The sequence below is a fragment of the Virgibacillus sp. AGTR genome (assembly GCF_016919725.2).
GTDB classification, from domain to species: Bacteria; Bacillota; Bacilli; order Bacillales; family Amphibacillaceae; genus Virgibacillus; species Virgibacillus salarius.
The window spans coordinates 1-15,161 of sequence record NZ_JAJERH010000094.1 but is presented as its reverse complement, the minus strand read 5'-3'; the positions used below and the strand labels follow the sequence as shown (position 1 = coordinate 15,161).

General features: G+C 35.4%; 14 protein-coding genes and 2 pseudogenes. 5 read left to right on the top strand and 11 right to left on the bottom strand.

Annotation, left to right across the window (positions count from 1 at the left end; genetic code table 11):
- Window positions 1-42: 42 nt before the first annotated feature.
- Entirely contained in the window at window positions 43-774 is a 732-nt protein-coding gene (locus tag JUJ52_RS20970) for a polysaccharide deacetylase family protein (protein ID WP_121604911.1), read from the bottom strand.
- Between the two features lie 534 nt (window positions 775-1,308).
- A complete protein-coding gene (locus JUJ52_RS20965) occupies window positions 1,309-1,455 on the bottom strand; it encodes a hypothetical protein (RefSeq protein WP_205388429.1) in 147 nt (48 codons plus the stop codon).
- Between the two features lie 128 nt (window positions 1,456-1,583).
- On the opposite strand from JUJ52_RS20965, the gene JUJ52_RS20960 reads away from it, so the two are divergent.
- The 3 genes and pseudogenes from JUJ52_RS20960 to JUJ52_RS23800 form a co-directional block, all read left to right on the top strand.
- The gene (locus JUJ52_RS20960) at window positions 1,584-2,435 is read left to right on the top strand and encodes a DMT family transporter (RefSeq protein ID WP_121604909.1); all 852 of its coding nucleotides are present in this window, start codon (window positions 1,584-1,586) and stop codon (window positions 2,433-2,435) included.
- 119 nt (window positions 2,436-2,554) lie between these two features.
- Window positions 2,555-3,028 (top strand): ASCH domain-containing protein, encoded by a 474-nt coding sequence (locus JUJ52_RS20955; protein ID WP_121604908.1) that lies wholly within the window; start codon window positions 2,555-2,557, stop codon window positions 3,026-3,028.
- A 46-nt stretch (window positions 3,029-3,074) separates the two neighbouring features.
- Window positions 3,075-3,175 (top strand): annotated as a pseudogene (locus JUJ52_RS23800) (GNAT family N-acetyltransferase); the annotation flags it as partial.
- Between the two features lie 84 nt (window positions 3,176-3,259).
- Here the strand turns inward: JUJ52_RS23800 and JUJ52_RS20950 are convergent.
- The 6 genes from JUJ52_RS20950 to JUJ52_RS20925 all read right to left on the bottom strand — a co-directional run bounded on the left by JUJ52_RS20950 (window position 3,260) and on the right by JUJ52_RS20925 (window position 10,448).
- Complete coding sequence (locus tag JUJ52_RS20950; protein ID WP_226983501.1) at window positions 3,260-4,609, bottom strand: purine-cytosine permease family protein; 1,350 nt, start codon at window positions 4,607-4,609, stop codon at window positions 3,260-3,262.
- Between the two features lie 95 nt (window positions 4,610-4,704).
- On the bottom strand, window positions 4,705-5,016 hold the full coding sequence (locus JUJ52_RS20945; RefSeq protein WP_121604907.1) for a cupin domain-containing protein: 312 nt from the start codon (window positions 5,014-5,016) through the stop codon (window positions 4,705-4,707).
- An 18-nt stretch (window positions 5,017-5,034) separates the two neighbouring features.
- The gene (locus JUJ52_RS20940) at window positions 5,035-6,768 is read right to left on the bottom strand and encodes a hydantoinase B/oxoprolinase family protein (protein ID WP_026683014.1); all 1,734 of its coding nucleotides are present in this window, start codon (window positions 6,766-6,768) and stop codon (window positions 5,035-5,037) included.
- Window positions 6,769-8,814: a hydantoinase/oxoprolinase family protein gene (locus tag JUJ52_RS20935; RefSeq protein ID WP_205388428.1), complete on the bottom strand. Its 2,046-nt coding sequence runs from the start codon at window positions 8,812-8,814 to the stop codon at window positions 6,769-6,771.
- Between the two features lie 33 nt (window positions 8,815-8,847).
- On the bottom strand, window positions 8,848-9,390 hold the full coding sequence (locus JUJ52_RS20930) for a helix-turn-helix domain-containing protein (protein WP_026683012.1): 543 nt from the start codon (window positions 9,388-9,390) through the stop codon (window positions 8,848-8,850).
- A gap of 314 nt (window positions 9,391-9,704) precedes the next feature.
- A complete protein-coding gene (locus tag JUJ52_RS20925) occupies window positions 9,705-10,448 on the bottom strand; it encodes a hypothetical protein (protein ID WP_205388427.1) in 744 nt (247 codons plus the stop codon).
- Window positions 10,449-11,306: 858 nt separating this feature from the next.
- On the opposite strand from JUJ52_RS20925, the gene JUJ52_RS20920 reads away from it, so the two are divergent.
- Complete coding sequence (locus JUJ52_RS20920; protein ID WP_226983500.1) at window positions 11,307-11,753, top strand: GNAT family N-acetyltransferase; 447 nt, start codon at window positions 11,307-11,309, stop codon at window positions 11,751-11,753.
- 519 nt (window positions 11,754-12,272) lie between these two features.
- Window positions 12,273-12,491, top strand: a complete 219-nt coding sequence (locus tag JUJ52_RS20915) for a hypothetical protein (RefSeq protein ID WP_228089188.1) — start codon at window positions 12,273-12,275, stop codon at window positions 12,489-12,491.
- 401 nt (window positions 12,492-12,892) lie between these two features.
- Here the strand turns inward: JUJ52_RS20915 and JUJ52_RS20910 are convergent.
- The 3 genes and pseudogenes from JUJ52_RS20910 to JUJ52_RS20900 all read right to left on the bottom strand — a co-directional run.
- A pseudogene (locus JUJ52_RS20910) lies at window positions 12,893-13,347 on the bottom strand (RNA-guided endonuclease InsQ/TnpB family protein); the annotation flags it as partial.
- 6 nt (window positions 13,348-13,353) lie between these two features.
- Window positions 13,354-14,376 (bottom strand): DUF2268 domain-containing putative Zn-dependent protease, encoded by a 1,023-nt coding sequence (locus JUJ52_RS20905; protein ID WP_228089187.1) that lies wholly within the window; start codon window positions 14,374-14,376, stop codon window positions 13,354-13,356.
- A 506-nt stretch (window positions 14,377-14,882) separates the two neighbouring features.
- A partial coding sequence (locus tag JUJ52_RS20900; RefSeq protein ID WP_228089186.1) for a hypothetical protein occupies window positions 14,883-15,161 on the bottom strand: 279 nt, incomplete at its 5' end.

The window sequence follows — 15,161 nt, the reverse complement described above, 5'->3', positions numbered from 1 at the left end:
AGTGGGTACTTCATTTGATGACAAACTACATGGTAATATACATTAGTTATTAAGATTCCACAGTTCAGGAATTGTTACAAAACGATATCCTCTCCGCTTAAGAATTGTTATCATATTTTTTAGTGATTCGACTGTTCCCGTTAGGTCCTGCGAACTATGTCCAGCACTATGCATAAGTACTATAGCTCCTGGATGAGCTAAGTTAAGCACAGTTTGAGAAATGTCTGTGTTTGAAAGTTCCTTCCAATCCTCCGTATCAATAGACCAGCCAATGCCTTTATATCCCATATTACCGAGCTCTTGTACAAATTTTTCACTTATATCTCCATATGGTGCTCTGAAGAGTGTCGAACTTACTCCCGTAGCTAATAATATTTGTTTTTCTGTACTCTTAATTTCCCATTTCATCCGATTAACACTAGTCTTTGTCAATTGAGGATGCCAAAATGAATGGTTACCAACACTATGACCATCTTCAACAATTCTCCTTGCCACATTAGGATACTTTGAAACACGTGCACCCATTAAGAAAAAGGTTGCCGGAACCCCTTCCCTTTTTAATATATCTAAAATTTTCGGGGTATACTGTTGATCAGGGCCATCATCAAAGGTTAATGCAATAACCTTTTGGTGAGTTTTCCCTTGATACATCATTATGTTCGGATAATTTATTTGCAATGGATAGTTAGATACATCTGCAATAGAAACTCTACAAAATATAATTATTGTTAATAAAGTAATATAGAAAAGTAAAGAATATCTTAACAATTTCATATCAATAAACTCATCCCCCTTACCTACTGTTTTATTATGACTATCTTAGAATATTATATTCATTATTTGGATTCGGAGTGGCTAGTGGGATTTAGAGATATTTCAAGGATAGTTAAGGAATTTTAACATCAAGGGAAACGTTTAAAAACTGATTAAAGACATACTTGATGTCGTTAATGGTAGTACCTGTAATTGCTAAATAGTATGATCAACTCTTGCAAATAGAAAATTTCACTTTTAATTTCTTAAGTCGCTGTTTATTAATAGCTTCTTGAATATCAACATATGTAGCATTAGGGAAGACGAATTGAAGTGCATCCATCATTGCGCATATGATACCTATTTTTGATGAAGAAAATCCTTACATAAAATGGCATCACCACCTGGGGGCAGTTAATCGGTTAGGATCAAGGTCGAAGTATTAACATCATTTACTCGCGAATTACAGGTATTATAAAGAAACATAGTTGAACAATACATACACCTCGTTTAAATATAAACACGATTAAACGAGAGAGATATGTGTGTTTATAATTACTGGTTAGAAACAACTTCATCCTCATTTGTACATGCAAGGCATCGAAGTACCTTATCATCCCCTATGTTTCCTTCTAAAAATCCACCATGACAGTAAATAGGCTTATGGCATACCGCACAATAACCAACCATTTCTTTTTCCATCATCATTTCCCTTTCTTTATATAGATAAAATACTTTAGTAGACAACACATAGACTTTATGACAAAATATTACGGTGTTGAGGCCAACTATAAAAGTATAACTGCCATTCAACATGATTGGAGGACACCATGAGCAATCGAAATAAAGGAATTATCTTACTACTTTTATCTGCATTTGGTTTTTCTATGATGGCAGCTTTTGTTAAGCTATCAGGTGATGTACCAACTGTTCAAAAAACGTTCTTTCGAAATGCTATTTCCATGATTATTGCATTTGGATTCGTCAAATATTATAAGGAACGTTTATTTGGTAAAAAAGAGAATCAAAAAATTCTCTTGCTACGATCTAGTTTAGGAGCAATTGGTATTATTTTATATTTCTATGCTATTGACCATCTTGTTCTATCTGATGCAGATATGCTAAACAAGTTAAGTCCATTTCTTACTATTATATTTGCAGCAATCTTTTTAAAAGAAAGAACACGTACTTTTCAAGTTGTTGCTATAATTATTGCCTTTATCGGAACTTTATTTATTATTAAACCAGCATTCTCGGTAGATACGATACCTTATCTCGCCGGTTTTCTTTCAGCTGTGTTTGCCGCAGGAGCATACACCGTATTACGCGTATTAGGAAGTAAAGAACAGTTTTATACAGTCGTTTTTTATTTTTCATTCTTCACGACAATGATATTGCTGCCATTCGTGCTTGTTTTTTATGAATCAATGAGCCTGCAACAATGGACATATCTACTAGCAGCTGGTGTATTTGCAACTGTTGGTCAATTCGGTATTACGATTGCATATAAATATGCTCCTGCAAAAGAAATATCCATATTCTTCTATTCTACAGTAATTTATTCGGCGTTCATCAGCATTGTTTTATTCGATCAAATTCCCGACGTTTGGAGTATAATTGGGTATATTACAATCTTCGGTGCATCATTCTATATGTTTTTAAGGAACAATGCAGTTAAATAATTGTAACATCTTTTCTAATATGTAGGTCATTTAATAGTAATACATGTTTTCCCAAAATAACAGACAATAGGTTATGGTCACTTTGTTTTATCGCATTTACTACTAAAGGGGAATAATTAATGTTTAATAATAAGATTAAAAAATATTGGAATATGTACGCTAAAGAGAATGATTTAAACATGAACCTTCCAGAAGCATGGATGTTTGGGGATGGTACCAAAGAAATGGGAGATGAATTAGGAAGTTTAGTCGTTAATGGAATCAAAACTGGAACATGCGCTGCTCATTGTGTTTATGAACTGGAAGGAGAAGAAATTCCAAAAGTTGGTCAGTATGGTATTGTATTAGACGGTGATAATAATCCATTAGCAATTATAAAATATACAAAGATCGATTTTATAAAAATGAATGAAGTATCAAGTGATTTTGCAAGATCTGAGGGCGAAGGGGATTTAAGCTATGATTATTGGTATCGTGAGCATGTCAAATTTTTCACTTGGGAATTAAGTCAGTACGGCCTTACTTTTACCCCCGACTTATTACTAGTCTGTCAAACATTTAAGGTAATGGATGTTTATAAGGATAAGGTATAAATTAAAGAAGAGAAATACTTATCAAAATATAGCATGTGAATGACTCAATACTAGCGCTCATCACCTCTACGCTAGTTAGGATTTATTGATAATGGTGAAAGGTTTGGTAAAGAAATGGCAGTCGTTAAAGTAATCACTACCTTATAGAACAATGGAGGTTCGTTCCATTGATTCGCTCCCCTATCATTTAATAAAAAAGGGCTGATTCACAGAATGAATCAAGCCCTTTTGTTACTTACTTACAGTTTCATTGTAATTGCTCTCTTCGTAGCCACATGTAGCAATGCTTGTAAAATGGTCAGGTGCTACCTTTGCTTTCATTTTCATTGAAATATAGTAGACGAAGCCTGAAGCAATTAGTGACTGAACAGCAGGAAGACCAAAAGTAGTTACATACTGTGTCAAATAACCTAGCATTGTACCTACCACTAAAGCAATAGTAGCCATCCAGTTCCAGCCTTGATGATCTGTCCACGTACGTTTACGGATAAAAAAGAAGTCTACCATTATTACACCCGCAATTGCTGGGTACACTAATGCAGTTAAATATAAAAAGTCCATAAAATAATCAAGGATACCCGCTAATGATATGATAATAGCAACGACTGTACCAGCAAAGGTGAGCAACGCTCTTCCCTTATTGGAATTCACATTTAACATATTAGACAATGCTAATCCCATACTATAATTATTAACCAATTGACTCGTCCATGTGGCAAACCAGAGAATTAAAAATCCCCACACTGGAAACCCTAGATTCAACATTACATTAACAATATCTGCTTCCCCAACTCCAACAGACATAACAGCTCCTACAATAAATAGCGGAAGGCCTATGATGGCAATACCTGCAGGAATAAGTGCATTATCCTTTATTGTTGGTTTAGCATATCGTGTATAATCTGAAGCAATAACCCACTGAGATACATTTACACCAATAACTAAACTAATAGCTGCAAATATCCCCATCGAAGGGGCTGGATTCCAATTGGAGATTGTTTCCCACCCTGTATTTCTTAATGCAAAATAAATTCCCGCTCCAATTAGAAGAAGTCCAGCAGGAACAGCAATATAATCTGTCCATTTCATGGAACTATACCCAATAATAGAGGGTATAGCAAAAAGCAAACCCGCTATCGCCGTTATACATGCCCATAGCCCCCATTGTGTGGTGTAATCAATTCCAAACATCGCAGATATCGCATTACCTGCCACAGATGTCTGTACGGCCCACCATCCAAGCGAGACTACAAAAATAGTTAAACCTACAATAAACCTTGCTTGCATCGCACCAAAACTAGTTCGGGCTATAACAGATGAGGAACGTCCTGTTTTGGCACCAATATAACCTTGTAATGCATTTCCTATCCATTGTATACCAAATAGAGCTACAAAAAGAATAAAGAATGTTTCCCCAAGTCCAAAGCTACCCGCAAGTGTAGCTCCGACCATTAAAACTGGTATCGTAAATTCAAGACCACCAAATATCATTGCTGGAGTCATCCAATGCTGACGTTGATCGATTGGAACTGCTTGTAGAGCATTATCTTGTTCTATTGCTTTCCCTTTTTTCTCATTCAATTGTATCCACCCCTAATAATTCAATATTCTGAAAAAAATCTGTAAAACAATAGTAGAAAAGATGCTTTCCTTTCTACTTATTGTTTACTTTCCTTTTACTGTTCATTTACAAGTAACCAGACTATTTCACAGGGAGCATCACTATTATTTATTGCCCAATGCTCCTCACCTGCTGGGATGAAAGTTGCAGCAGATTCTCCAACTTCAAAGGCTTCCCCGCCACTTTCACCAGCTATTTTTCCTTTTACAATAACGGAATATTCATGTTCAAAATGAGAGGAAACACCCACTACAGGTACCCGTTCACCAGGTGCAATAATAGCTGTGCCAAACTTCACAGTTTTTTCTTTGTTTGTAAATAAAGTCGTTAATCCTAATTTTTCGTGGCCATCTTCTTTTATTTTCATACCTACTCCGCCTTCCAGCTATCTTCTGTTTGCTGATTCTTTATAATCAAACGTTTGAGGGTCAATGCTAACTCCAAATACATGCTCTGCCTCTTCCACGGTGTAATATTCATTTTTCACATCACGAACAACTTGTTCAGCTGGCCGTTTCATTGGGTCACCATATCCACCACCAGTAGCAGTCATTAGTTTTAACACGTCATTTTTCTGAAGTTGATAGCGCGGGTAAACACCAAAAGGTCCATCGATATCTCCGTTCGCTTTATGGATATAAAACTCATTTAATGATCCATCTTGTCCACCATTTATCCCCCATAGCCGATACTTATTACGTCCAAATGTGACCGTAGCTGATTGCTCATCTGTTAATGCTCTATATGATCGAATAACACCCTTACCGCCGATATATTGTCCAGCCCCAGATCCATCAATACGTAAACTATATTCATCAATCATGACACCGTATCTTGTTTCCGCGACCTCGACCGGGACATTATATGTCTCACCATCTAACACACAGAACTGTCCGCTTGCACCATCCTGTCCTTCAGCTCCCCCCCAGCCACCAACAGAAGGTTCTACAATCAAAAATGGTTCCTCCGTGTCATGATGCTTTCCAGTTAAAGTAACAGCACATACAGATAATAAATGAGCTGCTGCTAATTTATCAGGTATATGTGGAGCTAAGGCTTTCCAAATTAAATCTGTACAACCTAGCATTGTCTCAAAATAATTAGAAGTAGGAGCTGGTCTTTCTGCTGACATAATCGACTTATCATCTACAATTATTTCTAATGGACGAAAAACCCCATCATTCACATTTTGATCTGGATTTGTTATAGCTAAAAAAATGGTTCTTACCGCTGACGCTAGTCCAGTAAACGAGCAATTGACCGGACCTGGAACTTGAGGACTGCTACCCCTGAAGTCACAAGTAAACGCATCCTCTGTGATTGTAACCTTTACTTGAATCGGAAATGGTCCATTTCCAATTCCATCTGTTTCTACATAACCGCTTGCTGTATAGGTCCCCTTCGGCAATTTGGTGAGCTCTTGTCTTGAGATTGTTTCACCGTGATCCAACTGGCTACGAATAGCGGAAACAATTAGTTCTTTACCATGCTTTTCACATAATTCAACAACACGTTTCTCGCCGGTTTTAAGGGCAGCTACTTGAGCCCACATATCTCCTAATGATAGATCAGGAAATCGCACATTCGCCTTTATCATTTCAACCAGTGGTTCATTTAATTTCCCAGCATCAAATAGTTTCAATGAAGGGAACTGTAAACCCTCTTGAAAAATATCTCTCGAATCATTGGTGAATGATCCCGGATCCTTTCCTCCCACTTCTGTCCAATGCGCTTTATTTGCCGAAAAAGCAATTACCTCCCCGTCATAGAAAATTGGCATAACTAAGCCTACATCAGATAGATGGGAACCTCCACCACCATATGGATCATTGACAATAATAATATCCCCCGGATGCAGATTACCAGTCTCCCCGTATTTCTCTACCGTTTGTTTAACCATAAAGGAAAGCATTCCTATAAAGCCAGTTACTCCATTCCCTTGAGTAAGCAATTGTCCTTTTGCATCCGTCAATCCACTAGCATAATCTAAAACCTCATAGATAATCGGACTCATAGAGGTTTTGGCTAAGGCGATAAACATTTCATCTCCAGTAGCTAGCAAAGAATCTTTGACGATTTCCAATGTAAATGGATCTATTTTTGTTTCATTAGATAACATTTACTTCGCCCCCGTTTCTATTATTAAATTCCCATAATCATCTACCGTTAAGGATTGTCCTTGATAAACTACCGTAACCGCCGCTTTTTCTTCGACAATAGCTGGTCCATATATCGGGTTGTTAATAGGCAGTTTTTCACGCTGGTACACATCGGTTTTCTTCCAGCCCTTGGGATCTTCAAAATAGACATCTCTTGTTTCTATTTTTGCTTCTTGTAATGATGTATGACGCTTTATTTTCTTTATAGAAGGCTTGGCTACTTTTCCAAAAGCAGTAACATGCAAATTAACCATTTCAATTTCTGTATCTGGTAATTGGAAGGTATAGTTCTGCTCATGTAACTTATGGAATGCATCAATAATCTTCTTGACATCCTTTTCCGACCAATTACCAGCTGGAACTGGGACTTTTACAGTGTGCTCCTGTCCAAGGTAACGCATATCTGCAAAGCGATGAAATAGTACATCATTTTTCGGAATTCCTTCATTAGCAAATTGATCATAAGCCGACTGCTCCATTATATGCCATTCTTGATGCAACGCTTGTAGGTCTAACTTATTTATTCGTTTAATATACGTTTTAATATAGTCGTGACGGAGATCAGTCATTAACATCCCCCAAGCTGAAAACACTGGTGATGCTATTGGAATGACTACTTTTTTGACACCTAGCTCTTTTGCCAGCGCTGTTGCATGCATGGAACCACCGCCACCAAAAGCTACTAGTGTAAAATCTTGTGGGTTGTGCCCCTTTCGAACGGAAATTAACTTTAATGCATTTAACATATTAGAATTTGCTATACGAATAATTCCTAATGCTGCTTCCTCAGCCGTCATCATTAAAGGATTGGCGATTTTTTCTTCCATAACCTTTTGTACAGCTTCCATATCAACTGGAAAGTCAAAATTTTTCGGAGAAAGACGTCCTGTTAATACATTGGCATCTGTTGTAGTTGGTTCTGTCCCCCCCTGTCCATAACAAACTGGTCCAGGCAGAGCTCCAGCTGATTCGGGTCCGACTTTTAGTGAACCGCCCTCGTCCATCCAAGCAATGGAGCCTCCTCCATTTCCGATTTCCACGATATCCACTACCGGTGCTTTAATCGGATATCCTGCAGTACGATCATTTCGTTCGATATAATAATTGGTAGATACTTTCACTTCGCCATTTTCGATAAGTGAGCATTTAGCCGTGGTACCACCAATATCAAAAGCTATTACATTTTTTTCTCCTATAATCTCTCCCAGCACAGCAGCACCATATATTCCTGCAACAGGTCCAGATTCTACCATATTAATCGGTGTTTTTTTTGCTTCGTCAAAGGTCGTAGTTCCGCCATTCGATTGCATAATAAAGTTGTTACTATTCGTATTAAATTCCGTCAATTTGCGATGTAATTTATTAATGTATGATGTTGCTGTTGGCTGGACATATGCATTTAAAGCGGTCGTATTCGTTCTCTCGTATTCCCTCCACTCCTTCGTTACTTCATGCGATGCTGACACGGCAACCTCTGGCCATAACTCCTTGATCAACTTGACTGTCTCCATTTCATGTTCTGGATTCACATAGGAATGTAAGTAGGTGACTGCGATTGCCTCTACCTGCTCACACTTAAAATATTCGATTGCTGTTTTAACCTGTTCGCGGTTTAAAGCTGTTTGAACCTCTCCTTTATAATTAAGGCGTTCATCCACTTCCCTCCGCAAATAACGCTCAATAAATGGCTCTGGTTTTTTGTAGCGAATATTAAATAAATCAGGACGATTACCACGAGCGATTTCCAAGACATCACGAAATCCTTTTGTAGTAATGAGACCCGTTTTGGCACCCTTTCTTTCCGTTAGAGCATTTATAATTACAGTAGTTCCATGTATAAAAGTTTCGATTGCTTCTTTATCCATGTTACTTTTTTCTAATACATCGATAACTCCCTGCTCAAAGTCAGGAGGAGTAGTATGGCTTTTGGCAACTTCTACTTTTCCATCTTCATCAACATAAACTAAATCCGTAAACGTTCCTCCAATATCTGTTGCTACCCTCATAGTATTACCGCCCTTTCTAAATGAATTAGTTATTTAAAAAATCACTGGTGTTAGTACACACAATAAAACAGCATCTTCATTCGTTGGATTCTTCCACTGATGGACTTTTACAGAAGGAAAATGAATCGAATCTCCTTCATTAAGGATATACTCCTTCTCCTCTACCTTAAAAATCACCACCCCTTTTACTATGTAATAAAGCTCTTCCCCAGGATGACTGAACTTTTCAATAAATGTTTTATTGGGTGGAAGAGTTACCATCATTGGCTCCATTTTACGGTCAGGAAATTTCCCCGCTAATCTTACATGCGTTACATTAGACCCCTCTAGCTTGAACGGCTTTTGATCTTCCTTGTGCACAGCATAATTGTAATTTTCTATTTCATGGAAGAAATAAGAAATATTAATTTGAAACGCGTCAGCAATTTTTTTTAGCGACGTAATCGCAAGAGATGAGGAACCTCTCTCTATTTGGGATAAAAAACTAACCGAAAGCTCTGTAGCTTCACTTAAGTCCTTCAATGTCATTTCCTTTTCTAAACGTAAACTCTTAATCTTTTTGTGAATATGCTCCATTTTTGAATATTCCAACTCCTATAATTACACTTTTACTGTATTTATTTTACTTATACTATATTTTTTCTTATCCTATCAAAATAATTTCGTAATTGCAAGAAAACTTTTTATTTTTGTAAATGTTATACTTGATTCTGATTTCAAATTCCACGCTTCCTTATTTCAAGAAAAAAGCCTGAATTCCTTATCTGTTAAGGAATTCAGGCTACATTCTTATAACTTTATTATTTTGTAGTCTAGTAAACATTTCCAGCATCCTGTTACATATTCGGTAGAAAAATATATTTATACAGTAGAATATTTTAATGGTTAGCTTAGCTAACATCTAATTTTGAAATCTTCCATTTACCATCTATCTTCGTAAAAGTAAAGACCATATCTAACCTTCCATGTAATTCACATTGGTGATTGGAGGTCAGTTGGTAAGTGTTTTGATTTATCTTTTTTAACGAATATGGATTATCCTTAATAAACTTCGGATGACCGTCCTGTGGAATTAAATATAACGCGTCTTCTCCCTCATTCACATAGTCGCTCCATAAGCTTCTGGCAACTTCACTAATCATAAAATCGGAGAATTCTTTATAAAGCTGCTCTTTTGTTTTGATTGTTTTAAATTTATATCCAACATATTCTTCATAAAGCTTACTCTGGTCTACATCCGGTTCAATGATATCATACATTTGATTGTACTTATCTAATACTTGCATAAAGTCAGCTTCACTAACCATATCTCCCTGTTCTTTTTTTGCGTCTAGCTTTTGTTCTTGCTTTTCATCACTTTCTTTTAAACGATCATCTTGGACTTCATGTTTCTCTACTTCATCTATAGAAGTTTTTAGCTTATCAGTTGAATCATCTACATTCATTTCTTGATTGGTTTGCTTCGACGTTTCATAAGCAAGCACAACGGTTTCTTTCTCTTTTATATTGCTCACATGTTCTTGATGCAATGCATTTCCTTGCTGTATATTTTCATCTTTTATCACATTCTCTTGTGTACCACAGCCCGCAGCCAAAAATAAGAAGAATAACATACTGATTAGAGTATTTCTCAAATTTAACACCCTTCCTTTTCTATCTACTAATTAGACGTATGAACGTACTATAATGTTTCAATTATATTACAAAAATATTTCTTTTGTGTAACGCTGTGTTTAAATTAAAGTATTCTATACCATTATATTTCGGTTCTTACTCGTAATATTCCTTTATTCCAGTTTGTTCAAACAGAGAAAAAAGAACTACTCACAATAGTAGCTCCTGTTAACAAAAGGGCTTATACTCTCTTTATCCATATTTCAATCCATGAAGAAAATGGTATTTGCATCTGTAATGTTAGTTAAGGTAACTAGACTCACAATACAAAACAGAGTTCGCTACATGTTGAAACTAGATAGTCCAATCGAATTGAATAATATTAAACAAGCAATTACACTCTAATCATCTGCCAGTACTTGATAAAAATAATTGCTCCACTATTGTTCAAACCTTTCTACATGCAGGAGTAGTCTCATCAAAAACGTTGTCACACCAACACTAAACTAAATGTACCCCTAGAGGCTTTTTTAATCAATCATCAATAATAATCCTTTCTATAGGTACAAACTTATATGTATTTATTGTTTCCTATTGGTACAATAACCTTCTTTTAATTTCTCTTCATAGTTGTTATAAGAAGGGGTTTTTATGCCATTATGATGATAAATTCAAGAGAACATAAAGTAAAATAATTCTTTGTGTCAAAATAAATTTTATCAGGATTTTAATTTTAAAATGAGAACAAAAATTCCGATTTTGTTTGGTTATTAGTACTAACTAATGAAACTTATTCCTAATTAAATCGTACCTATAGATACAAAAAAATGAAGATTGTTTAATTTCTATTAATGATCTTAAATGGAGGGATTTATGTAGTGAAAAGGTCAATTGAAATGCGTCTTTTTGAGGAGGAAGATATCAAAACTGTACAAGAATGGTTTAATGATCACGAGATTCAAAACCGTTTAGAGGGAATGTTACCTCTAATGGAATGGTTTAATAATATAAAAGAGAATACCCAATATTTTGTATGGCTCACCCTTGAATGTAATCAGCCAGTAGGTATAGTTATGGTAGAAATAGAAGAAGATTGTACAGGCAGTATTGCACTTGCTGTAAAACCGTCCCTCCGTAATAAAGGTTATGGAAGGCTATTTATAGAAAAAACAATGCTTTTGCCAGATATGCAATCTATTAAGAGATGGTATGCAGGAATCGAAGAAGATAATGTCGCTTGTTTGAAATGTTTTCAATCAGTCGGATTTACATTGCAGCATACACAGCCTGATAAACACGGTTTTTACTCACTAATTCATTATTAACCCCCCACCTAGGAATGAGCATATTTTCTACTTTATTGCTTTTTTGGTGTTAGGTCGAAAATGCTACAACTCTATTTTCAATGGGTATCTTGGTTACTACTGTAATATGAAAAACTACTAAATGTACATAATTTATTTAGGAGATTGATGGATTTCAAAAACTATATCAAATAAACTTATATAGGATATAGGAACCACCCTGGTACATGAAGACCTAAACAAGATTCTATTCCAAGAATCAGTGCAACTGCTCCGCTCAAAAAGTAAATAATTATTATTATTTTTAAAATATTTTTGTTTTCTAACGATAAAAATAGAAAGTAATTACTCAGGTTATTTAGCTCACAAGCAATTGTTTAATAAGAAGTTAATAAATACTAAATAACTGTAAATATACGAGAACAAACGTGGAGAAGGAAACTCTAGTTAGTGTAAGGTTTTATTTTTGAAAATTAAAATTTTTAATATAATCCCATAAAATGTTAACATTTTATTAAAGATTATAGGGAGTGAATCGATATGAAGAAATTCCTTTTTGCTGTGTTATCCTGTTTTGCTCTTTTATTCTTAGGAACTTATATATTTGCTAATAAAGATACGAACCCAAACACTTCCACTACCATTAAGCAAAAGAACTATGAAGTTCCTTTTGAAAATGCAGTATTAAAAGGCAGTAAAATTGATAAAAGAACTGGAGTAAAAGTAGATGTGTACACAATCGAAAATTGGGGTGACTAAATGAAATAGATCTTTTGTATATATCCAAAAAGTAACTACCTACTACCAATATAAGTGGTTACTTTACTTTGAGTAAAAAACTCCCCTTAGTGTAGAAACAGATTTTTATTTTTAATCTGTCTATCTTAAGGGGAGCATATCATTTAATACTTTTTTCAAAACTTTTTTCAAAAAAGAGTTTATTTTATCACCTAAACATTGAATATAAAGCTCAACCGGTCGATAAGTTTCAATAAAGGGGTTTAATATCTCTATATTTTGAAATACATTGCGTGAACTACTCCCACCACTTACCACCCTTACGGGTTGCTTGAAGAGGGGGCTTCTTGGGTAATCGCCACTTTTGGTAGCTGACGAAATGGACCAAGCTAACCCTCTTGTTCCAAGAGTTTATATTTTCATTAGGCACTTGCTAATAAGCGAATGCCTTCTTTTTTGATATGGAGAGCTGAATTATAATCTCTATCGAGATTTAGCCCACACGAACAAGCGTATGTTCTAATTTCTATAAGCATTGGTTGGGTATTTCCCCAACTTGAACACGTTTTGGTCACAGATGGGAACCATTTATCAATTTTGATAGTTGTTTCCCTTGTTCTTTTAGTTTGTACTGTAAGAAAGAAGTGAACATTCCCCATCCATTATCAGCTACGCTTTTACCAAATTTAAGTGCTTGTGACATTCCCTTTCATGTCTAAATCTTCAATCACAACAGCATCGAAGTTAGACAGGACACTAACTCCTTTGATTTATAGTGAAGAAAGTTCTTACGTAGATTGACAACTTTCTCGTGAATGTTAGCTACTCGAATACGTTGTTTATTCCAATTTGAAGAGCCTCTCTTTTTACGAGAAAGTTTACATTAATGCTTTTCTGCATACTTACTTTTCGTAAGTATTTCATCTGCTGGCATATCTGTCCAATCAGCGATAGATATACTTGGATATTCTTCGATAAAACTTTCCATTATTTTATTTCCTATTTTATAATTTGCCCATTCAGGTATCCCTTTACTTGGATCTCCAAGGAAAAAGTCATCTTGAATAGCTGGCAATAAGGAACTTGTATTTTCCTTAAGCACTTTCCATGTTTGTCTTTCATTTTCTGCTGAAGAAAAATTACTCCATGGCATCTGAATATCTGGATATATTATCTTTGCAAACGTGTCTGCCTTCCCTTCAATCAGGACAGATTCTAATAAGGTATTACCCATTTCATTATTCTCAAAAAAGACGGTATGATGATACTCATGTGCAACTGCCTGTTTAAGACTACCCTCGTCAAAAAATGGTGGAGCTATTTGAAGAGAGATAAAGTTTTCGTTCCATGTAAAAGCTGCCACCCCTACCACACTTTCCATAACATCCTTGTCTTCTGGGTTTGCAGGAAGTACAAATATAGTTTTATCTGCTCCTGGCTGGAGCTTATCCGCTGACTTTTTCAATGAATCTATGATTAATTTCTGGATAGTCTCTTGATTATCTATTAATGATTGTAGATATTTTTCTAAAATTTCTAGTTGTGTAGGTGTCTCGAATCCCCAGCCTTTTGAAAGCCGAATCCCCCTCTCTTCTGCTATTGGATTAATAATTGTTTCTATATATAAACCATCTAAATTTCCGGGTTGCATTTCTGCCTCTTTAATATACTCTATAAAGTTTTCATAAAAATATACAACTTCAAATTTTTGATCATTATATGTAAATGAAAAGGAGCTTGGGACATCTTTTTTTGTTGAATCTTCTACCCTTGTTGAGTTAAGGTCCGTTTGTTCGGAAGCTTTTTCATTAGTATCCTGTGAGGAACCCGTATTGTCCGAATCATGACTACAACCACCAAGCGCTATTAATGCCATAGCAAAAAGGGAAACTACTATTTTTTTCATTTCTTATCCTCCAAAAATTATATATGAATTCTCACTACCCAATCATACCGAACCCCTAAGCATTGATACTCTCAGATGACAACGACATTTTAGACTGTAGCAATTGATCATTGTATAATTCAGATAGTATAACCTTTATGCACGCTACGCCCGAACCAAACAAGATGACATGAGTCACCCCCTTCTTATTCAAAAGTACAACAAAAGACGACGATATTACTACTAACCTAAAACTATTAATACTGTTTTATATAAAACATACAAAACAACACAAACAGCTACAAAATTCGAGATTCCGTTTGGTAGTTTGAACAACCTCAAAACGTATTTCGTAATAATCCAGACATAAAAGGAATAAATAATATAACAAATAGTTGTAATGCCATATGATTCATTTGTTCTTTCATAGAACTAAAGTCTATCACCTATACCACCCCTCAACTTACTTATCGGTTGGTATTTAAAAATAGTAAATGACACCCATAAGAATGCCTAGGTGATCTTCATTATTCCACACCATATAACGCAATTGATAAATTCTCAGTGGTTTTATTTATAGCTCTAGCTATAGTATTATTAAATTCGTCAGGATCATCGATATCCTTGCCTTCAACCGTTACATTTAACATTCTCATATCTTTTTTCCTAAATCCAATTCTCACTCGTGTTTTCTCAGAGTTGAATAATAGTACTTTGTAATCGACCTTTTTCTTTAGCTCGTTTTCAAATGAATAATCAGTGTAAGACTCGCTATCAAAAATAATGATTTTTAAATCCATTTCCTC